Here is a 21,541-nt window from a genome sequence, read left to right as displayed (position 1 = left end):
AAATATATTGCGTTATAAATTACTTCCGAATAATCTTAACGGTACCATCATTTCCTAGTTTTATAATAGCTGAGGGTACTGCCGATTTTTGTTCGGGCTGCAAATTTACCACATAGTCCACACCTTTTAAAATTACAGGGTCTATTTCGCCAAAACTTTTGGGAGTAGGGCGCCCAGAAATGTTAGAAGATGTAGAAACAATGGGTTTTTTGAACTTATTTATGAGATATCTGCAGAACTTGTCCGAAGCTATTCTCACAGCCAAGGTATTGTCTGCAGCCACTAAATTCTTGGCAACCCCTTTAGGTTTGTCGTAAATTATGGTTGTGGGTTTGGTAGAAAGGTCTATAATGTCATAAGCAACTTCAGGAACTGCTTCCACAGTGCGCTCTAGCATAGCATCATTAGCCACCAAGCAAATAAGTGCCTTTGTATCTTCTCGTTGTTTTAAATCGTACACTTTCTTAACAGCCGCTTCGTTTGTTGCATCACAGCCAATACCCCATACGGTGTCCGTAGGGTAGAGGATGAGACCACCGTTTAGAAGGACTTCTATGCATTTATTGATTTCTTTTTGCATGGTTTAAGTGGTATTAGTTTTTACTCGGAAAAAGTAGTGACTGGGTATTTGCCATCATATGATTAAAAGAAAAGGTATCAGTTATCCTTTGCTTTAAAAGTTCTGGTTCAAATATTATTTTCCTTTCCAATATGGCCTGTATACCATTGGACATGGCTATTACATCGTCAATTTCTGTTAATATGCCGTAAGTGCCATTATCGAGTAATTCTTCACTGCCAGGAACTTTGGAGGATACTATAGGTTTACCATAGCTTAGAGATTCTAATAATACGTTAGCCATACCTTCTTCACGAGAGCAAAGTAAAAAGACATCTATATTTTGAAAGAACTGACCCATATTACTAACATGGCCTAGAAAATGAATACGTTCTGAAAGTTCAGGGTAGTTAGAAAGAATTTGGTCCATATCCAGTTCAAACCCACCTGTGCCCGCATGAATAATATGTGTGTTTTTAGGAAGTTTCTCAAGAATTTTAGGGAGGAGGTCAAATCCTTTTCTATAATTCAGCCAGCCTGCAACGCCTATAATAAAGCGATTTTCAGGTAGGTTTAATTTTTCTATGGCCCCCCAATTTGCAACTGTCTGAAGTTTAGGTAACTCTATGCCGTTATAAATTCTAATTAAATTGTCTTGATTGAAATAGGAACTATTCTGTAATAAATCTGTTTTTAGGGAATCGCTATTCACTAAAACCTTTGCTTTAAAAGTTTTGAATACAAGACTGTACTTAAGGCCGGTTCTAATTTTTCTAATATTACCAAGGTATAGAATTATATTAGGTACTTTTTTTATGTGAGCCGCTAATGACACTAGCCACCAATCGCGCTTTAAAGCTGCAAAAACCGTTAGTGGTTTAACTTTTTGTATTATCTTGATGTAATTGCGGACGACGAAAAGGTTTAAATCACCACCACGTTTTGTAATTGTACGGATTGTAACATTTTCCATATTCGCAAATCTATCCTCAAATGTGTTTTTCAATAGTACTACGGTGATATTATATCCGTTTTGGCTAAGAAAAATAGTCCTGAGCAATACATTTTTTTCAATACCACCCCAATTTTTCGTAGGGCAGAAAAAGATTATATTTTTTGGGTTGACTTTCATTTTTTTCCTGCCGAGTTCAGACGTTTTAGTTCTTTAAATCTACTGTAGACACCAACAGCATTTAGGTAGGAGATAACAATACCTTTTTTACCGTCCAAGAACCCCAACCTAAGAATATAGTGGTTGAAAAATTTCCATGCGGGTCTTAATACAGAATGATACCATCTAGCTGTTTTACCTGCTTCAAAGGCCTCTCTGGCCTTCATTTTTCCGTACTTAACCATCTTGGATTTGTATTCATCATAATTGTTGAATGAATAATGTATTAGTCGGTTTTTTAATGTTTTAGAATTACCGTTTACCTCTAAAGTTTCATGTACTATTCGATCAGAAACAAACTGCACTTTATCTTTTTGAAATAAGCGATAATTTTTGTCTGTTTGCCATCCACTAAAACGGAGTACTTTATCCTGATACATGAAAATTCGCAGAAAATAATAGGCAGCTGCACAGTCGGTTTTATTTTCTATTTCTTCTATAATTTCTTTTTCAAGTTTAGGAGTTACCCTTTCGTCCGCATCCATAAAAAGCACCCAATTATACGCCGCTTGGTCTAAGGCAAACTGCTTTTGGTCTGTGTAATTCTTAAAGGGCCGCTGTATAAGTTGAACATTGGAATGATTTTTAATGATTTCAACAGTACGGTCTGTGCTGAAGGAATCGACAACAATGATTTCATCACAAAATGATAGGTTCTGTAAAACAGCTTCTATGTGTTTTTCCTCGTTTAAGGTAATTAGTAAGCCCGAAATCTTTTCCGTCCTATTCATATTTCAAGTATGCTTCTATTTCCTTTAATTTTTTCGACTTTTCAAACTGATCAATTACAAATTTCCTGCCAGCAGTACCCATTGAAGTAATTAATGATCTATTATTATATAGTTTTTCAATAGCTTTAACAAAGCTTTCTATATCGTTAGGAGGAGTTAATAGACCGGTTTTTTCGTGTAAAACTACCTCCGGGTTACTACTAGTATTAAAAGCAACGGATGGCCTTTCCGATAGCGCAGCTTCTGCAAGAACGTAGCCAAAACCTTCCCAATGAGAAGAAAGTAAAAATACATCACCATGTGAAATGAATTCATAGGGCTTATCTACAAAACCACAAAGTTCTACATGGTTTGATAAACCTTCATTTTCTATCCTAGATTGTAGTAAACTTTTTAGACGTCCGTCACCACCAATTATCATTTTAAATACCACTCCTTTTTGCATTAGCCTTTTTGCAACATCTAGTAAAAATCCTTGGTTTTTTTGAAACTCCAAACGGCCTAGGTTAACTAGGGTAATTAGTCCGTTTTGGGCATGGGACCTTTCCGTATCTAGTTGCTCGGGAATAGCTACACCGTTATAGATAACCGTGATTTTTTCTTTTGGAAAAAGCTTGGGATTGTTCTCTAAAATGGTGTTTTTGGTAGCTACAGAATTTGCAAGTATTTCTGTAAGTACGTTTTTGAAAAGATACCGATTGGAAAAAGTGTTTTTGATAGGTATGGCACTACCTCGCCTATAAATAATTCTTTTAATATTCAGTTCTTTTGCAATTGGTCCAGCAATTTTCACATCGCTCGATAAATTCATGACTATGGTATCTACCGCTGGGCTCTTGAGGCAATTTTTAACAGCTAACCTTTTAATAGGGTTAATGAAACTAAGGTTTGATAGTTCAATAGTTTTATGGGGAATATCCGTAGTTTTAAGTTTTTGTGAAAGGACACTTTTAGGATGTGCAACCACAAAAACGGGAACCCCTTTTTCATGAAGATATTGGCTTACTTCAAAATGCCATTTTTCTCCTCCGCCCCAAGATTTGACCGTATTAAAAAAACAAATACAACCCATTTACGCTAGCTTTTTATAGAGAGCAACTAGATTGGCACCCACGTTCTCATCATTAAACCTTTGTACATAAGAAAAGCCTTTGTCTGTCATTTCTTTTCTCAGCTCTGGATTATCGTATAATTTTTTAATTTTTTCTTGAATTTCCGTAGTATTATCTGGGTCAATATAAAGAGCATCAGGTCCGGCCGCTTCTGGGAAACAGCCTCCTTTTGTAACAATAACAGGAATTTTGCTAAAAAGAGCCTCAATTAACGGTATTCCAAATCCCTCGCAATAAGATGGGTAGCAAAGCAGAGTGGCGGCTTGATAGAGTATAGCTAAATCTTGTACCCCAATTTTCTTTACAAATGTTACCTGATCTTGCATTTGGTGTTCAGTAATATATCTGCGAACCTTTTTTGCATAGGATTTTTCGCCTCCCACCAAAGCCAAATGATAGGTAGTGTCTTTAATAGCTTTGATTATTGCCAGTACATTTTTACGTTCTTGTATAGTGCCTACGTTTAAAATAAATTGTTTAGGTAGATTATGTTCTGCTCTAACCTTCTCTTTTTCTTCTTGGGAATAAGTAGTTTTAAACGCACTGTGACAACCTTGGTAGACTACCGTAATCTTATGAGGTGAAACCTTTAAAAATTTAATGATATCTCTTTTGGTCTGTTCACTTATAGCCACAATATGGTTTGCGGCATGTACAGCGTAGTAAAACTTTAGTTTATATATTATCCGATCCCAAAATTTATAATATTGAGGGTGGCTTATGAAAATAAGATCATGTATGGTGACTATTTTTGAAGTGCCCCGTTTTTTGAACTGAATGGGTATTTCTCCTGATAGTCCGTGATACCAATCCAATCTCAAATCGTTTATCTGGTTCCATTGCCCGAACAAGCGCCATAGCGAAGGGAAGTTTTTCCAGAACCAACCCGATGGATAAACTATTGTTGATTTTTCTAAGGCAACTTTCCTATCTATGCTAGGGGTTTTGGTATTGAAAAGATAAAACTCTTCAAGTTCAGGGTAGGAATTTAAAATACGTAGAATATCCCGCCCATAGTTTCCTAGACCAGTTCTGTTGTGAAAAATTCTTTTGGCATCATAACCTATTCTCATTCGTCGGTGTTCTTCTATATAGAGATAAAATTACATATATTTTTCATAAACCATTTTCGTCTTCTGCGCTGTTCTTTCCCAGGTAAAGGTAGTTGCAAATTGTTTAGCTTGTTTTATTTGGTCTTCGGTTATTGTTGATAGGCGTTCTATACCTGCCGCAATGTCTTCGGGTTTAAATGGGTTTACTAAAACGGCATGATTCTTTGAGGTTTCGGGAGCAGCTCCTGTGTTACTAGTCAAGACGGGCAATTCAGCTAACATTGCTTCTAATATAGGAATACCAAAGCCTTCATAGAATGTGGGAAACAAAAAAGCAGCTGCATTTTTATAAAGTGCTGCTAGCTTCTCAGAACTTAGATAACCAGTTATCACAATTTTGTTTTCTAAACTGTTCTCTTTAATAAAATTGAACACAGGGGAATAATGTTTTGATTCAATTTTCCCAGTGATTATTAGTTTTTTATTCTGACTCTCTTTTGATAAAGTATAACCTTTAATAAGGTTAAGTGTATTTTTTCTTAAGGAGACCCCCCCTAGGGATATGAAATATGTTTTTGGGGCAACATTAAATTCCTTTAGTAAATCATTATTTGTTTTGTTGTTTTGTTGAGCTTTTAGTGAGGGAGCTAACGGAATTGCATGTATTCTGTCTTCAGGATAATTAAAAAATGAAAGAAAATCTTGCTTTGTAGCTTCGCTCACTGTAATGATTACATCGGCCTTTTTACTAAAATCTTTGAAAAGTGCCATTCTCTTTTTTTCAAAGTATGGTGTAGTTAACTCATATGATTTAAATTGGGGTAAGTGCACTGCTAAATCATGTACAGTGGCAACTTTTAAGGACGAACTAAAATTTAGAAATGGAGAGTGTAGACTATGTGCCACATCAAACTTTGTAGTGGTTAAGGCAAAATTGTTAAGATGCCAAAGGTGTTTGTTGTTTAAGAGATTTTTCTGGAAGTCAGATTTTTTTTTGAACTTTCTCTTCAACCTAAATGCTAAATAGGGGTCAATAGCATCTATATCTTTTAATGAATTGTATAAATTATGAATGTAAAAAGGAATACCAGTGTAGTTCTTAAAAAAGAGAGAAGAACTTTCCAATGCAATTTTCATTACCCGTTGTTTGCGAACAAAAATAGTACATAGGTATTAGCTAGCTGCCATCTCTACGTTGTTAAGTTTATATTTTTCGTTGGTGGTAACAGTATTTTTTGCCTTAGTGGCTGTAAGCGCTTGTAATTTTGAAAGTTCATCATATCTTACATATACGCTCAATGCATTTAAATAGCAGACAGTAAAACCTTTATGTAAATCTATAAAACCTAGTCTTATAAAGTAATTGTAAGCAAATTTCCATGTAGGTTTCCCTATCAATTTAAATAGGTTGCAAGAACGTTTTTTAGAGTGTAGTTCTTTTGCTTTCAGTTTGCCGTAATGCACCATTTTGGCTTTGTAGTCTGAATACCCTTTGTAGCAATAATGGACTAATTTTTCTTTGAGTACACCTGTTTTTCCATTAATTTGTAAAGTTTCATGCACTAATTTGTGTTGAGCAAATCGACATTTGCTTTTCTTAAAAAGTCTAACGTTTTTATCGGTTTGCCAACCGCTATAATTCAGCTTACTGTCCTTGAACATAAACTTTCTATAAAACCAATACGCATCTAAAGCATTTGGTTTTTGAATGGTTTGGGTTATCTCTGTACGTAAAGAGCGAGGCACCACTTCATCGGCATCAACAAATAAAATCCAGTCATTTGAAGCTTTGTCTAAAGTAAATGATTTTTGATCGGTGAAATTTTTAAAGGGACGCTGAATAACACGCACATTGGGTAATGCTTCTAAATATTCGAATGTGCCGTCTGTACTATAGGAGTCAACCACGATAATCTCATCTGCAAAAGAAACGGAAGCAATACACTTTTTAATATGCTCCATTTCATTGAATGTTATGACTAATGCCGTAAGTTTATTGTCAGAATTATTCAAAATCAATCGAAAATTTAGATTATGTTCGGTTTTAACTCGCTAGATTATAACTTAAAAAGTAGTTATAAATTGTTTTAATAGGTACTTTTCTTACAGGTCTCTAATAAACTAGACTAAAGAATTAGAAAAGGTTGCGTACAAATGACAGTATTTTATAAAAAAAGCCCATAGTCGCTAGTTGTAAACGACTATGGGCAAGATTTTAGATTTAGCTTGGTTTACACTGCTACATCATATTCTCTTAAGGCATCGTTTAACGAGGTCTTTTTATTTGTACTCTCTTTTCTAGTGCCAATAATCAATGCACAAGGCACTTGAAACTCACCGGCAGAAAATTTCTTAGTATAACTCCCTGGTATAACAACTGAACGAGCAGGAACCCTACCTTTAGTTTCAACAGGTTCATCGCCAGTAACATCTATAATTTTTGTAGAAGCGGTAAGAACCACATTTGCGCCTAAAACAGCTTCTTTTTCAACGCGAACACCTTCAACAACAATACATCTTGATCCAATAAATGCATTGTCCTCAATTATTACAGGTGCAGCCTGCAATGGTTCTAATACACCACCAATTCCAACACCTCCGCTTAAGTGAACGTTTTTGCCTATTTGAGCGCAGCTACCCACAGTGGCCCATGTATCCACCATAGTGCCCTCTTCTACATGAGCACCAATGTTTACGTAACTTGGCATTAAAATAGTACCTGCTGAAATATAGGCACCGTGGCGTGCTACTGCATTTGGTACTACACGGATACCCTTGGCTTCATACCCTCTCTTCAACGGAATTTTATCATGATATTCAAAAATACCAGCCTCAAGAGTTTCCATTTTTTGAATGGGAAAATAAAGTACCACCCCTTTTTTAACCCATTCATTAATTTGCCAGCCGTCCGAAGTTGGTTCTGCGCACCTTAATTTACCTTGATCAAGAAGGTTTACTACTTCTCTTATGGCGTCCTGGGTGGCGGCTTCTTTTAAAAGCTCTCTGTTGTCCCACGCATTTTCTATTGTCTTTCTTAATTCGGTCATCTTTTCTTACTAATTAGAATGTTATATTTAAAGAGGCTGTTAAACCGGTTTTTACTTTCTTATCGCAGTATTTTACACAAATGGATTTTGTGTTTCTCAATACACATTTAGGTGCAAATATAGGTGTCAAATATGATTTTGGGTTTCAATTTTACGGTTATAACAATTTATAGGTTATTTTTGCAAAAAATAAATAAGGGTTGGGAAGATTGCTTGCATTGGATTATGGGAAGAAACGAACCGGAATAGCCGTTACGGATGAGCTACAGTTAATAGCATCGGGTTTAACCACCGTTCGTACTTTTGAACTTATAGATTTTTTAAAAGAGTATACACAAAAGGAAAAAGTAGAGACTTTTATAGTGGGGGAACCACGTCAAATGGATAACACTCCCAGTGAGTCAGAAGCTTTAATAGGTCCTTTTTTAAATCGATTAAAAAAAGTTTTTCCGCATATACCGGTAGAGAGACATGATGAACGCTTTACTTCAAAAATGGCTTTCCAGACCATGATAGATAGTGGTCTTAAGAAAAAACAAAGAAGAGATAAAGCACTAGTTGATGAGATTAGCGCAACAATTATTCTTCAAGCCTATTTAAATAAATTTTAGATGATATTACCAATTATCGCTTATGGCGATCCCGTTTTAAGAAAAGTAGGTAAGGACATACCTAAAGATTACCCAAAATTAAAAGAGTTAATAGAAAATATGTGGGAGACCATGTATAATGCCAACGGAGTAGGTTTAGCTGCACCGCAGATAGGACTGCCTATTCGCTTATTTTTGGTAGATACCACACCATTTTCAAAAGACGAGGACCTTTCCGAGGAAGATCAAAAGAAATTGGACGGTTTTAAAAAGGTATTTATCAACGCATATATTGATGAAGAAACGGGTGAGGATTGGCCGTTTAGCGAGGGATGTTTGAGCATACCGGATATTCATGAGGATATAAAAAGAAAGGATACGGTTACCCTTACCTATGTAGATGAGAATTTTGAAAAGCATACTGAAACCTATGATGGTCTGTTAGCAAGGGTAATTCAACATGAATACGATCATATAGAGGGGATTTTATTTACTGATAAGCTTTCTTCGTTAAAAAAACGTATGCTTAAAAGTAGATTGAACAATATCTCCAAAGGAAACATTAGGGCGGATTATCGTATGCGTTTCCCAAACCAGAAAAAAGGACGTTAAAATTTTATCGTAATCCGTTGAAAAGTGCAATATTTGCGCTCCTAAAATGTAAATTTTTATATGAGTTTAGATAAAATCTTATCCATTGGGGGAAAGCCAGGCCTTTACAAATTGGTAACACAGACCAGAACAGGGTTTGTTGCAGAATCGCTTATTGATCAGAAACGTATTACTGTTGGTATGCGCAGTAACGTAAGCATTCTTTCAGAAATTGCAATATATACGCTAGATGAGGAACTACCTTTAAGAGATGTATTTTTAAAAATACAGGTAAAAGAAAAGGGTGGCAAAACCTCCGTACCTCACAAAGCGGAAAAAATAAAGTTAGAAGAATATTTCTTTGAAATTTTACCTAACTATGATGAAGATAGAGTATATGCTAGCGACATCAAAAAAGTAATACAGTGGTATAACATTCTTCATGATAATGATATTACAGATTTTTCTGGAGACAAAGATGGTACTTCAGAGGAAGAATAGAATTAATTTTATTAGAATAAAGTTTTTATCAAAAACCCTCCATTAGGAGGGTTTTTTGTGTCGTATATGCAGCGGGGAGAGATATTTGGGCATTTATATAATTAAAAATTTTGTAAGATAAATCTTAATACAAATGAAGTAATAACTTGTAAATGTCTGAATTACAGGTTTTTCGATATTTATTTCATTATTAAATCGTTATCTTAGCTAGTAAGTAGCCAACCAAATACATACCAAATTACATGTTCTGTTTAGTATATACCTCTGTAGCTAATACTGATATTGGACTGCAGGAAATCCAAAGAATGCTTGAGAAAGCACAAGAATTCAATAGGCAAAATGACATTACCGGATGCCTGCTTTTTTTCAAAGGAAGGTTCATACAATATATTGAAGGAGACGAGACTAAAATTATAAGCCTCTTTGAAAGAATCAAAAAAGATGACAGACATACAGAAGTAAGGCTATTATCTGGAAATAAGATTCATAATAGGGAATTTAAAGACTGGCAGATGGCCTTTGAACATCTTAAATCAGAAAATAGCAACCTACAATACTTGAAATTATTAGTAAGTACTTTTTTTGAAAATCCAGAGAATTCTTTATCTCCCAACCCAACTTCAATTGAGTTTTGGAAAGCAACCAACTTATTGTTAACTACAAAGTATGCTGATAAAAACGCATAAATTTTACATATAGATATGGGTTGGTTTATATGTTATACTAATTACCCTGCACATTCCTGCATTTGAGAATCCCCAGGTTACACTTCATTGGTTACGGATTTATAATTAAACTAGTAAAGACTTCGTTAATTCTATCTATATATATTAGTTTTATTCGGTTTAAGTCCTTCGTCTATAGATAATTACCGTTCATCGTTAGCTTCTGTCCAAAAGACTTCTTTTATCTAAAAATCCTCTTACAATTCTAGAAATTAGCAAAGAGGTATTTAATAAATAATGATTGTATGATGAAAGATGTAGCCGAAATTAACTATGAATTGAAAAGTGCTTTTTTTGAAAATGCCTATTCCCCTTTTCTAATTCTCGATAATCAAATGAATTTTGTAGATGTTAATAATGCCTTGGTTCTTGCATTAGGAGCTAAGAAAGAGGATTTTATTGGTAAAAATTTACTTGAGGTATTTCCTCATTTAAAAGGTACCGCACGTTATGAGTCCTACAGGGCGGTGTTCAAAACGGGAATTTCGGTGGGCTTTGATCAACTTTCATTTAACTTGGATAATGTGCCGCATAAATGGATGGTGAGAGCGTTTAAAATTGGAGATTATTTAGGAATCTCTTCTAGAGATGTTTCAAATTTGAGCAGAACGATAGACGAACTTAAAAACACTCAAGATTCTTTAGAAAAAGTAAACGCCAATCTTAAAAAATCAAATAAAGAGCTTGAGGAATTTTCTTATGTAGCCGCTCATGATCTGAGAGCCCCGTTGACCAATTTAAAAAGCCTATTTGAAATGTTCACTAAGGCGGGTCCTGTCTCAGAAGAGGTCAGGCCTATAGTAGATAGAATGCAAAAAGTGACTAAGGTCATGTGTGATAAGGTAAGGGCGTTGAATCATGTAATAGCTGTAAAATCTACATTTAAGGTAAATCATGAAAACGTTGTGTTCTCAGAAATCTTGGGAAAGGTAAAAACAAGTCTATCGGAAGATATTCTCAAGAGCAAGGCTATAATAATTGAAGATTTTTCAGTAGGTCGTATGATTCAATATTGTCCAATTCACATGGAGAGTATTATTCAAAACCTTGTATCCAACGCACTTAAGTACAAACACCCTGATCGTAATCCCATAATTAAGTTAAAGACCAAGATGGTTGATGGTAAGTTCCATTTAACCATTAAGGATAATGGCTTAGGGTTTGAGCAATCTGTGGCAAAAAAGATTTTCGGACTGTTTAAAAGGATGCACACACATGTTGAAGGTCTTGGTATCGGTCTTTACATCATCCACTCCATAATAACTGAAAATGGAGGAGATATTCATGTAGAAAGTCAAGTCAATAAAGGTACCGAGTTCAATATTCAATTTTAGAAAACTAAACCAACTAAAACTACTGTAATGATAAAGATATTAATAATAGAAGATGATGATGTTACCAACTTTATTTCTAAAGTAAAGTTAGAGAGTTTAGGATTTAATGATATTAGCGTAGTTACCGACGGTCAAATGGGAGTTGATTACTTAAAGGATAACGAGTGTCCAAACCTTATTTTGTTGGATATTAATATGCCTATATTAGATGGTTGGGAATTTTTAGCGATCAAAGAAAAATTAGGTTTGTGTCCTAATGTGCCTATAATTGTAACTACCTCATCAGGTAGACCGGAGGATAGGCTTAAGGCTTGTGATTTTAGTGCTATTGTCGATTATCTAGAAAAACCCATCAATTTTGATACGCTGTATCCTTATCTATTAGATTTAGATAAGGAGAATCTTATATGCTAATATTTTGTATCAGTAATTCTTTCCGGTTAGCCTAGTAGATGATAATTAAATTAATCTTTCTGTATTTCCTTATAAGTATACTTGCTTTTTTTCCAATCAATAAGTGGAGATGGATAGTATTTCACATTCATCCTATCCAAGAAAGGAGCCTGATTGGCCAAACGAACCTTGTAATTTTCCCAATCTCTGTTTTCGGGAATAGACCAACTCAATTCAGAGTAACCAATGGCGCGAGGAAAAGCTAAATATTCCAATTCATCAATATTGCTAATGGTTTCGGACCAAAGTGGAGCTTCTAGGCCCAATATATTTTCTATAGGAATTCCTTCATATTTCTCCGGAGCCCAATTATAGGCTGTATCTGTTGGGATGTAAGCCGCCCAGTGTAGACCGTGCTTAGAAAGCGTGTCATACTCCATATCTAGATAAGCTTTTTTAGCAGGAGACATAATAATCTTCATGTTCTTTTTTAGGGCTAAGTCGGCATTTTCCTTACTAGACCAAAATTGGGAGATTGAAGTAGAATCTAAATCTGCGGTAGCAATTTCGTCCCACCCGATCATTCGTTTACCATACTTCTGAACTATTTTTTCTACTTTCTCAACAAAGTAGATATAGTCCTTTTTGTTTGTCACGTGACTTTCATCTCCACCAATGTGAAAATAGGGGCCTGGGGTAATAGCGGATATTTCTCTAACTACATCATCAATAAAGGCATAGGTCGTATCTTTTCTTGTGTCAAAAGTGCTAAAACCAACCCTCATGCCTGTATATAGTTTTAGTTTTTTACCGTTTCCGTTTAAGAATGGGTATGAAACCGAGGCAGCATTGGTGTGTCCTGGCATGTCAATTTCCGGTACAATTACCATGTGGCGTTCGGCAGCGTAGTTCACAATATCGGTATATTCTTCTTGTGTATAGAAACCACCGGATTTCCCTCCAACTTCTGTGCTGCCGCCAACTTCGGTAAGTTTGGGCCAAGATTTTATTTCTATGCGCCATCCCTGATCGTCGGAGAGGTGTAAATGGAGTACGTTATACTTATAGTAGGCCAGAAGGTCTATATACTTTTTTACATCTTCTACGCTAAAGAAATGCCGTGCCACATCTAACATGCTTCCCCGGTACTCAAAAATTGGATTATCAATGATTTTTCCGGTTGGAATGTTCCATACGTCATATGCAGCAACGGTATCTAGTGGTTTTTCCGGTATAATTTGTCGTATGGTTTGTACACCTCTAAAAGCACCTGCTGCGGTATTTGAATTTAGAATAATGGTATCTTTTGTAATGTAAAGTTGATAAGCTTCTGGCGCATTCAATTCCAAACTATCAGATTGATTAATGTAGATAATCCCTTCTCGGTCAGGAATTTCTTCAATGTTCACCGGAATATCTAATGAGGTTTTAGCATGTATCTTTTCAGATAAAAATTTTCCTACTTCAGGAAAACCATCTGCATTTTCAGAAGTATAAATCGCGGTAAATTTATCCAAAGCAAACCCTGAGTTTGTAGGGATGACCTTCATAGGCATAGGAATCATACTTTCCATAGCCAAATCGGTTGGCGGTAGGTTTAATACACGTTTCTTTTTTTCTGGCTCACAAGAACATAGGGCAACAAAAATGCAACTTATAAACAGGGCTTTGATCAGGTTAGATTTCATCTGCTAACTATTTAGGATTTTTTGGGAATATCTAGTTTACGTAATTTTTCAATGCAGCATACCATATTTCGTATCCTTTTGAATTCATATGTAGACCGTCTGAAACAAAAATATCTTGTTTTACTTTTCGGCCATCTAGCATGGGTTTCCAAACATCAACATATTTCAATCTATTGTCCGTCAGTGTCATTTTTTCCATTTTTCTATTCAGTCTTTTATATTTTCTTCTCAGCTTCCATCGGGAAATACTAGGTTTAGCAGAAATAAAGACTATTTCCGTCTGAGGATTGTTAGCGAAAATTAAATCCCGTATTTGGGTTATGGTGCCAATAATTTCATTAGGTCTTTTTTTATTCTGAATGTCATTATCACCTTCATAGATAAACACTTTTTTAGGCTTGTAGTGTAGAATAAGGTCGTCTGTAAACTGAAGTAAATCTACAGCTTGGGACCCCCCAAAGCCCGAATTGATGACTTGGTGATCAGGAAAGCGTTCTTGCAAATCTTTCCACACCCTGATGCTTGAGCTGCCTGTAAATACAATACTTTCTTTAGAAGCATCATAAAGCGAATCATATTTTTGAGTAATTGCCGCTACTTCTTTCGTAAAAGAACTTTGTGCGTTAGAAATAACTCCGCATAGTAAAAGTAAGACTAGATAAACTCTCATTTATTCAGATTTTAATGTTGAGGTAATTCCCTCCGCCACGGACCAATCATAAAAACGCTGAATCCAATCGTCCGAGGGTAAACCTTGTTCTTTCATTCCAAATCCATGACCGCCTTTTGAGTACATATGTAGTTCAGGAAGTTTACCGGCTTTAGCCCACGAGTTGTAAATTTCAATACTTCCTGGAGCAAGTCCTAAGGGGTCGTCAGTAGCACAAACTACCAGCATTTTAGGAGCGTTTTTTGGGGCTTCTTGAACAGGGTAGGCACTGGTCCAAGCGTACACGGGTACTAAAAAGTTAGGGCGATTATTTTCTGTATAATTATACGCTACACCCATGGTTACTGCACCTCCGGCGGAGAAGCCCATAAAGCCTATTTTATTAGGGTCTAGTTTATATTTTCTCGCATTCTCCCTGACATAACTAACGGCCGATAAGCCGTCTGCAACGGATAAAGGCATAACTGGAGTAACTCTTTCCGCTATACGAGAAGGGTTCGTGCTACCTTCTTCACTAACTTCTTGAACAGCGTCCTCTCCCGTTGGAACAAGGCGGTATTTCAATACAAAGGCGGTTATACCTTTTTCGGCCAGCCATTTAGCAACATCTCTTCCTTCACTATTTATGCTCAGAGCGTACAATGCACCGCCAGGGGCTATGATTACAGAGGTTCCATTTGGTTTTTTAGGTTGAAAAACTTGAAGTGTGGGAGCGGAAACATTGGTTACCACTTCCGTTTTCCAAATCTCGGAGAAGTACTGTTTTTCTGTATGTGTCCATTTTACGGTAGGGCTTTTATCATGGGGCAACTCTATAAATTCTTGAGCTAAACCAATCTGAATTATAGCTAAAAATGAAAGTATAAGGCTAAACTTCTTCATGTTATTAATTTTTTATCTCTTGTAAACCGAATCTAATTTATTATTCCACTCTTAAACAGAAAGAGCAAGGTAAGCCAAAGCGGCTACAAAAGCTCCAAATAACGGAGCTACAATAGGAATCCATGCATATCCCCAATCACTGGTGCCTTTTCCCTTTAATGGTAAAATGGAATGTAATAATCGCGGACCAAAATCACGTGCTGGGTTAATTGCGTACCCAGTTGGGCCTCCAAGACCAAAACCTATACCCATTACCAGTAAGGCTACTGGCAATGCATCTAAGGAACCTAAAGAAATAGCTTCTTCCCCAAAAGAGCCACCGGCAATAAAGAATACACCAAAAACCAAAGTGAATGTTCCGATAGCTTCTGTAACAAAATTCCAAAATGGACTGCGTATGGCCGGTGCTGTGCAAAAGGTGGCCAATATAGCACCTTGGTCTTCTGTAGCGTCGTAATGTTTTTTATAGGAAAGCCAAATCATAAAATTCCCCATCATAGCCCCTAAAACTTGAGCTAGCATATAGCCGGGTACTAATCCCCAACTAAATTTTCCGGCTATAGCCAACGCAAGGGTAACGGCAGGGTTTATGTGCGCATGGCTAACATCTGCACTTACATACACGCCTATAAAAACGGCAATACCCCATGCTAAGGAAATACCCGTCCATCCCGTATCTGGACCTTTGGTTCCTTTTAAAACTAGATTGGCAACAACACCATTGCCAATAAGAATAAGCAAAGCGGTTCCGATAAATTCATAGAGGTAAATAAGCATAGTTGAGTTGTTTTAGTTGGCGAAAAGATAGTGAAAAACAAAGTTTCATGGCCGTTGAGAGCGTCTGAAATCTATGTGTTATAACGATGTTGAATGTAATGTTTTGATTTAAAGAATCTTCTTGTAAAAGTAGGTCAAACGTTAAATTGACGTAGATGATGGTCTAAATGCTTATAAAAAAGTACGTTCCACTCTTGAGCGGTAAGAGGTCCAAAAGCATGGGATTCTTTATTTTGAAAATGTGCCGAGCCCAATTGCTGCGTCTTTTCTAAATGGCCAATGAGCTTTTGCTTTTCAGATTCAAAATCCCGTTCGTCCGTAATTAAAAATTCCGGAGCAGTGCGACTATTTTTTTTATAAGGTTTTGGACCAACAACGGCGTTCTTGGCTAAAAGTTTGATCATGAATTTTTTGAAGCCTGTAGGCTTTGGGTATTTGTCCGTATAGGTCATGTCATAGGGAACATTGCAGTGTGCCACCATCTGGCCAACGTTCATCTTTCCCCATAAATTATTACTGTCCGGATTAAGTTTGTTAATGCGAGAAATTAGTTCGCTTACATCATTTTGGTCAAATACATTTTTCATACTACCTATGGTTTTTAGGATGGCTTTGGCCTTTTTAGACCTGATGGAAAGATATTAAAAAAACGAACCTTTTGGTTCTCTTTTGTTATATATATTCAGGGAGACTCTGTTGATCAGAAAAAAAATGAAGGCATTAACAAAGATTTAAGATGATATAGTGTGAGCAAATTAAGAGTCTGAATTAGTTTTGCTGACAGATGAAAAAAAGATTCTTAAAATATTTTTTATCTCTCTGTATTCTCCTTTTTGGTGTTTGTGGTAAAGCAACCGCAAATACGGTTTGTAGTCATTTTACATCTATAACTGTAGGGCATCAAACAGAACGGAATGCTACTACGGTTGTACCGGAACAGTATATTCCATCTGGTTTAAAGTCTTCTTCTACTGAAAAACAGCGCAACAGTAAAATTGAAATTACAGATGAGCAAGAAGAAGAGGAAGAGGAGGAAAGGGAATCTACACTTTCTGAAAAACAGTTAAGAAAATACACCTCTCTTCATTTACTTTCTACTTTTTACCAAACGGGGTATTTCTACCATCTGATCAAGAATCAGCTTTCCTTTTATCGGCATTTAACTTACTTGTCTGCTTATAAGACACTTCACCTCATGTTCAGCGTTCTACAGCTGTGATTCTTAAATTCAGTTCGGCAAATTCTATTATGTCGGACTTTTCTTTTTTTAGTGCCGAGCGGAATATATGGCATTAGAAAAAACACTTCAATGATGTTTTAAAGCATCAACATAAACCATTATCAAAACTAAAAAATTAAGTAATGAGAAGAATTTTCATGCTCATAAGCTTGTCTGCGCTATTGTTTCACTCAAGTTGTCAATCAGAGAAAAAACATAAGGAAAGAGAAGCAAAGTATCTGGTTACCAATCCTATATTGATGGATACGGTCATAACCAAAAATTACGTTTGCCAAATACATTCATACAGGAATATAGAACTTAGAGCCCTGGAAAAAGGGTATTTACAAACCATTTTTGTAGACGAGGGTCAGCACGTTAAAAAAGGCCAGCCAATGTTCAAAATTATGGACAAGGTCTATAAGTCAGAGTTGCAAAGAGCTGATGCGGAAGCTGAGGTAGCCAAAATTGAATATAAGAATACCCAATTACTGGCGGATAGTGACGTAGTTTCTCCCAATGAGCTTGCAATGAGCAAGGCCAAATATGAAAAAGCGAAGGCAGAGGTAACCATGGCCCAAACACATTTAAGTTTTACGGATATCCGGGCCCCTTTTGATGGAATAATTGACCACCTACTAGTAAGGGAGGGTAGCCTTTTAGACGAAGGTGAGCTGTTGACCTCCTTATCGGATAACAGCAAAATGTGGGTGTATTTTAATGTTTCCGAAGCAGAATATTTAAACTATGAACTTAGTGGTAATTCTGAAGATAAAATAGGTGTAGAGCTGCTGATGGCCAACAATCAAAAGTTTGACCAAGAAGGAATAGTGGAAACCATTGAAGGCGAGTTCAATAATGAGACTGGGAATATAGCCTTTAGAGCCACCTTTCCTAATCCTAAAGGACTTTTGCGTCACGGGGAAACAGGCGGTATTTTAATGAAATTACCCCTAAAGGATGTCTTGATCATACCTCAAAAAGCAACCTTTGAAGTTTTGGACAAGAAATTTGTTTTTGTACTTGACGAGAACAATATCGTTCACCGGAAAGAGGTGACGGTGAGTTCGGAATTACCACATTTATTTGTTGTACAAGAAGGATTGTCTAAGGATGATAAAGTTTTACTGGAAGGTATTAGATTGGTAAAAGAAGGTAGTCACATAGAGCCGGATTTTATGGCGCCTAAGAAACAATTGGCCCTTCTTGATCTCTATGCAGAGTAATCTCCAATCTTAAATACCAAAAATATGTTCAGTAAATTTATAAAACGGCCAGTTTTGGCTATTGTAATTTCGGTAATTATTGTTTTTGTAGGGCTTCTCTCCATTAAACAATTACCAATATCACAGTTTCCGCAAATTGCCCCTACAACAGTAAATATATTCATTGCATACCCTGGAGCAAGCGCAGATGTATTGGTGAAATCCACGCTAATACCAATTGAAACGGCAATTAACGGGGTGCAGGATATGCGTTATATTGCATCTGATGCCACCAGTGCGGGAGAAGGAACACTTCGTATCATCTTTGAACCCGGTACCGACCCAAACGAAGCGGTAGTAAGGGTAAAGACCAGAGTAGATCAGGTTATGCCTCTTTTGCCTCCATTGGTCCAAAGGGAAGGTGTGATCATTACACCCGTACAACCAAGTATGTTAATGTACGTGAATCTCTTTAGCTCTTCTAAAAAGAACGATGAAAAGTTTCTCTACAATTATGCTTATACCAAAATAGTACCGGAGCTGCAGCGGATAACGGGAGTTGCCAGTGCTAAAATATTAGGGAGTAGAAAGTATGCTATGCGGGTTTGGTTAAATCCGGATCGTATGAGGGCCTACAATATTTCAGCAGAAGAAGTTCTAGAGGCTATGGACGAGCAAAGCGTTATTGCCAGGCCGGGGCGCTTGGGACGTAGCTCGGGTAAAAAGTCCCAAGCATTGGAATATGTACTTACTTATGAGGGACGGTATAACGAAGCTGATCAGTATAAGGATATAATAATAAAGGCCAACGAAGACGGCGAAATACTAACTCTAAGTGATATTGCAGACGTAGAGTTAGGAAGCGAGTTTTTTGATATATACTCCAATTTAGATGGAAAGCCATCGGCATCCATAGTTCTTAAGCAAACTTTTGGAAGTAATGCCAGTGATGTAATCGATTCGGTAAAGGATAAGTTAAAGGAACTTCAGGAAAACCTGCCTCCTGGAATTGACTATCAAATTAGTTATGACGTGTCTAATTTTTTGGATGCATCCATAGAGCAGGTTGTTCATACTTTGCGTGATGCCTTTATTCTAGTGGCAATTGTTGTGTTTCTCTTTTTAGGAGATTGGCGTTCCACTCTTATTCCTATTATTGCCGTGCCGGTTTCTTTGATAGGGGCATTTTTTGTAATGCAACTTTTTGGTCTTTCTATCAACTTAATTACACTTTTTGCCCTAGTTCTTGCAATCGGTATTGTGGTGGATGATGCCATTGTTGTGGTCGAAGCTGTCCATGCCAAGATGGAAGAGAAAAATTTAAGTCCATATGAAGCGGTCAAACAGGTAATAGGTGAAATTGGGGGTGCTATTATAGCCATAACCATGGTAATGGTTTCGGTTTTCGTGCCTATCTCTTTTATGACGGGGCCTGTTGGGGTCTTTTATAGACAGTTCAGTATTACCATGGCAGGCTCCATAATTATTTCGGCTGTTGTAGCACTTACGCTTACACCGGTATTATGTGCCATGATATTGAAAAATAACCACGGTAAAAAAAGAAAGAAATCACTTGTTGACAGGTTTATAGATTGGTTCAATAGAGGGTTCGAAAAACTCACTGGGAGATATATAAATGTGTTGAAATATATCGTCAACCGGCGTGTGGTTACTTTTGGTTTGTTAATAGCCTTTTGCGTGGGTATATTCATAACAAATGAAACTTTGCCGGCCGGTTTTATTCCCAATGAAGATCAAGGTACGATCTATGCCATTATACAAACTCCGCCGGGTGCTACATTGGAGCGTACCAATGAAGTTGCTCATAAATTACAGGCGTTATGCGAAGAAATGGATGCCGTAGAATCAGTATCGTCATTGGCAGGTTATGAAATAATGACAGAAGGTCGTGGGTCCAATGCAGGTACTTGTTTAATTAACCTAAAACCTTGGTCCCAGCGCCATGAATCGGTACATGAGGTAATGGAAGAGCTTGAAGAAGAAAGCAAGGATCTTGGGGCTGTCATTGAATTTTTTGAACCACCAGCGGTACCAGGTTTTGGTTCTTCAGGGGGATTTTCTATGCGTCTCTTGGATAAAACGGATAATACTGATTATCATGAATTTGAAAAGATAAACAATGAATTTATTGATGCGCTTAGTAAAAGGGAAGAGCTTACCGGACTCTTTACTTTTTTTGCTGCCAATTACCCTCAGTATGAACTTGTGGTAGACAATAAGGCGGCCATGCAAAAAGGGGTGTCCATAGGAAAGGCCATGGAAAACCTGAATATTTTAATTGGTAGTACCTATGAACAGGGCTTTATAAAATATGGGCGTTTCTTTAAAGTGTATACACAAGCTGCACCGGAATATAGGCGTATGCCGTCTGATCTTGAACAGCTTTTTGTTAAGAACGAAAAAGGAGAAATGGTATCCTATTCGTCTTTTATGAAGCTCGAAAAACGTTTGGGCCCTAATGAGATTACACGCTACAATCTGTATAATTCGGCTGCGATTAGAGGTTTGCCGGCACCGGGCTATACCAGTGGAGACGCCATTACGGCCATTCGTGAAGTAGCGGAAGAAAGTCTGCCCAATGGTTTTGATATTGCCTGGGAAGGTCTTTCCTATGATGAGGCCGCTAGGGGTAATGATTCTATCTACATATTTATAGTGGTACTGATTTTTGTGTATTTGGTCTTAGCCGCTCAATACGAAAGTTTTCTGTTGCCATTGGCCGTGATTTTATCTCTTCCCGTTGGGATATTCGGGTCATTTTTGCTCCTTAAAGCTATGGGACTTGCCAACGATGTGTACGCTCAAATTGGTTTGATCATGTTGGTAGGGCTACTGGGAAAAAATGCGGTGTTAATTGTAGAATTTGCGGTGCAGAAAAGAAATGAAGGTGCTACTATTCTTGATGCGGCCATTGAAGGGGCAAAAATGCGTTTTAGACCTATTTTGATGACTTCTTTTGCCTTCGTAGCAGGATTGATTCCATTAATTGTAGCCACCGGTGCCGGTGCCATTGGAAACCAGACCATAGGAGGTTCGGCCATGGGAGGGATGCTGTTAGGTACACTTTTGGGAGTTTTGATTATACCTGGCCTGTACTATGTCTTTGCAAAAATGGCAGATGGCCGTACCCTCATCAAAGGTGAAAATACGGAACCTATTTCGGAAGGCTTCATTAGAACTTCTGAAGAGGAAAGTGTTTCTCAGGAAGAGGTTGGTCAGTTGCGCAGAATGCTTAGAAAAATCCTATCGCGAAAGAAAAATCCAAAAAATTAA

Annotated in this window: 22 protein-coding genes; 9 read left to right on the top strand and 13 right to left on the bottom strand. The window is 37.0% G+C overall.

Going from position 1 to position 21,541, the window contains the following annotated elements; genetic code table 11:
- Nucleotides 1-19: 19 nt before the first annotated feature.
- The 8 genes from P0077_RS02590 to P0077_RS02555 form a co-directional block, all read right to left on the bottom strand.
- Complete coding sequence (locus P0077_RS02590) at nucleotides 20-580, bottom strand: L-threonylcarbamoyladenylate synthase (protein ID WP_276167609.1); 561 nt, start codon at nucleotides 578-580, stop codon at nucleotides 20-22.
- A 13-nt stretch (nucleotides 581-593) separates the two neighbouring features.
- Nucleotides 594-1,691, bottom strand: coding sequence for a glycosyltransferase (locus P0077_RS02585; RefSeq protein WP_276167608.1), 1,098 nt, complete (start codon nucleotides 1,689-1,691; stop codon nucleotides 594-596).
- Complete coding sequence (locus P0077_RS02580) at nucleotides 1,688-2,461, bottom strand: glycosyltransferase family 2 protein (RefSeq protein ID WP_194524342.1); 774 nt, start codon at nucleotides 2,459-2,461, stop codon at nucleotides 1,688-1,690. Before P0077_RS02580 ends, P0077_RS02585 begins: the two co-directional genes overlap by 4 nt.
- Complete coding sequence (locus tag P0077_RS02575; RefSeq protein WP_276167607.1) at nucleotides 2,454-3,533, bottom strand: glycosyltransferase; 1,080 nt, start codon at nucleotides 3,531-3,533, stop codon at nucleotides 2,454-2,456. Before P0077_RS02575 ends, P0077_RS02580 begins: the two co-directional genes overlap by 8 nt.
- Nucleotides 3,534-4,646, bottom strand: coding sequence for a glycosyltransferase family 4 protein (locus P0077_RS02570; RefSeq protein WP_276167606.1), 1,113 nt, complete (start codon nucleotides 4,644-4,646; stop codon nucleotides 3,534-3,536). It lies immediately after the preceding gene.
- A 30-nt stretch (nucleotides 4,647-4,676) separates the two neighbouring features.
- Nucleotides 4,677-5,762: a glycosyltransferase family 4 protein gene (locus P0077_RS02565; RefSeq protein ID WP_276167605.1), complete on the bottom strand. Its 1,086-nt coding sequence runs from the start codon at nucleotides 5,760-5,762 to the stop codon at nucleotides 4,677-4,679.
- Between the two features lie 36 nt (nucleotides 5,763-5,798).
- A complete protein-coding gene (locus tag P0077_RS02560) occupies nucleotides 5,799-6,638 on the bottom strand; it encodes a glycosyltransferase family 2 protein (protein WP_276167604.1) in 840 nt (279 codons plus the stop codon).
- A 218-nt stretch (nucleotides 6,639-6,856) separates the two neighbouring features.
- Entirely contained in the window at nucleotides 6,857-7,672 is an 816-nt protein-coding gene (locus P0077_RS02555) for a 2,3,4,5-tetrahydropyridine-2,6-dicarboxylate N-succinyltransferase (RefSeq protein WP_194524337.1), read from the bottom strand.
- Nucleotides 7,673-7,872: 200 nt separating this feature from the next.
- On the opposite strand from P0077_RS02555, the gene ruvX reads away from it, so the two are divergent.
- From ruvX to P0077_RS02525, 6 genes are all read left to right on the top strand, one after another.
- Entirely contained in the window at nucleotides 7,873-8,283 is a 411-nt protein-coding gene (ruvX, locus tag P0077_RS02550; RefSeq protein ID WP_276167603.1) for a Holliday junction resolvase RuvX, read from the top strand.
- Nucleotides 8,284-8,874, top strand: a complete 591-nt coding sequence (def, locus tag P0077_RS02545; RefSeq protein WP_276167602.1) for a peptide deformylase — start codon at nucleotides 8,284-8,286, stop codon at nucleotides 8,872-8,874. It abuts the gene before it with no gap.
- A gap of 60 nt (nucleotides 8,875-8,934) precedes the next feature.
- The gene (locus P0077_RS02540; protein WP_276167601.1) at nucleotides 8,935-9,354 is read left to right on the top strand and encodes a DUF5606 family protein; all 420 of its coding nucleotides are present in this window, start codon (nucleotides 8,935-8,937) and stop codon (nucleotides 9,352-9,354) included.
- 242 nt (nucleotides 9,355-9,596) lie between these two features.
- Complete coding sequence (locus P0077_RS02535; protein ID WP_276167600.1) at nucleotides 9,597-10,040, top strand: BLUF domain-containing protein; 444 nt, start codon at nucleotides 9,597-9,599, stop codon at nucleotides 10,038-10,040.
- Between the two features lie 284 nt (nucleotides 10,041-10,324).
- Nucleotides 10,325-11,413, top strand: coding sequence for a PAS domain-containing sensor histidine kinase (locus P0077_RS02530; protein WP_276167599.1), 1,089 nt, complete (start codon nucleotides 10,325-10,327; stop codon nucleotides 11,411-11,413).
- Between the two features lie 27 nt (nucleotides 11,414-11,440).
- The gene (locus P0077_RS02525) at nucleotides 11,441-11,827 is read left to right on the top strand and encodes a response regulator (RefSeq protein WP_276167598.1); all 387 of its coding nucleotides are present in this window, start codon (nucleotides 11,441-11,443) and stop codon (nucleotides 11,825-11,827) included.
- Nucleotides 11,828-11,877: 50 nt separating this feature from the next.
- Here the strand turns inward: P0077_RS02525 and P0077_RS02520 are convergent, their stop codons facing one another.
- From P0077_RS02520 to P0077_RS02500, 5 genes are all read right to left on the bottom strand, one after another.
- A complete protein-coding gene (locus tag P0077_RS02520; protein ID WP_276167597.1) occupies nucleotides 11,878-13,494 on the bottom strand; it encodes a beta-N-acetylhexosaminidase in 1,617 nt (538 codons plus the stop codon).
- Nucleotides 13,495-13,525: 31 nt separating this feature from the next.
- Nucleotides 13,526-14,164 carry a GDSL-type esterase/lipase family protein gene (locus P0077_RS02515; protein ID WP_276167596.1) on the bottom strand — a complete coding sequence of 213 codons (639 nt, stop codon included), beginning with the start codon at nucleotides 14,162-14,164 and terminating at the stop codon, nucleotides 13,526-13,528.
- A complete protein-coding gene (locus P0077_RS02510; RefSeq protein WP_276167595.1) occupies nucleotides 14,165-15,046 on the bottom strand; it encodes an alpha/beta hydrolase in 882 nt (293 codons plus the stop codon).
- A 51-nt stretch (nucleotides 15,047-15,097) separates the two neighbouring features.
- Nucleotides 15,098-15,823 (bottom strand): MIP/aquaporin family protein, encoded by a 726-nt coding sequence (locus P0077_RS02505; protein ID WP_276167594.1) that lies wholly within the window; start codon nucleotides 15,821-15,823, stop codon nucleotides 15,098-15,100.
- 134 nt (nucleotides 15,824-15,957) lie between these two features.
- A complete protein-coding gene (locus P0077_RS02500; protein ID WP_276167593.1) occupies nucleotides 15,958-16,410 on the bottom strand; it encodes a DUF1569 domain-containing protein in 453 nt (150 codons plus the stop codon).
- Nucleotides 16,411-16,607: 197 nt separating this feature from the next.
- On the opposite strand from P0077_RS02500, the gene P0077_RS02495 reads away from it, so the two are divergent.
- The 3 genes from P0077_RS02495 (at nucleotide 16,608) to P0077_RS02485 (ending at nucleotide 21,541) form a co-directional block, all read left to right on the top strand.
- The gene (locus tag P0077_RS02495; RefSeq protein WP_276167592.1) at nucleotides 16,608-17,042 is read left to right on the top strand and encodes a hypothetical protein; all 435 of its coding nucleotides are present in this window, start codon (nucleotides 16,608-16,610) and stop codon (nucleotides 17,040-17,042) included.
- Nucleotides 17,043-17,185: 143 nt separating this feature from the next.
- Nucleotides 17,186-18,268: an efflux RND transporter periplasmic adaptor subunit gene (locus P0077_RS02490; RefSeq protein ID WP_276167591.1), complete on the top strand. Its 1,083-nt coding sequence runs from the start codon at nucleotides 17,186-17,188 to the stop codon at nucleotides 18,266-18,268.
- 24 nt (nucleotides 18,269-18,292) lie between these two features.
- Nucleotides 18,293-21,541 (top strand): efflux RND transporter permease subunit, encoded by a 3,249-nt coding sequence (locus tag P0077_RS02485; protein WP_276167590.1) that lies wholly within the window; start codon nucleotides 18,293-18,295, stop codon nucleotides 21,539-21,541.

The sequence above is a fragment of the Zobellia alginiliquefaciens genome, assembly GCF_029323795.1.
In the GTDB taxonomy this organism is placed as follows: domain Bacteria; phylum Bacteroidota; class Bacteroidia; order Flavobacteriales; family Flavobacteriaceae; genus Zobellia; species Zobellia alginiliquefaciens.
Note: the sequence above shows the minus strand (reverse complement) of the source record. Positions and strands in the feature narration are given on the sequence as shown.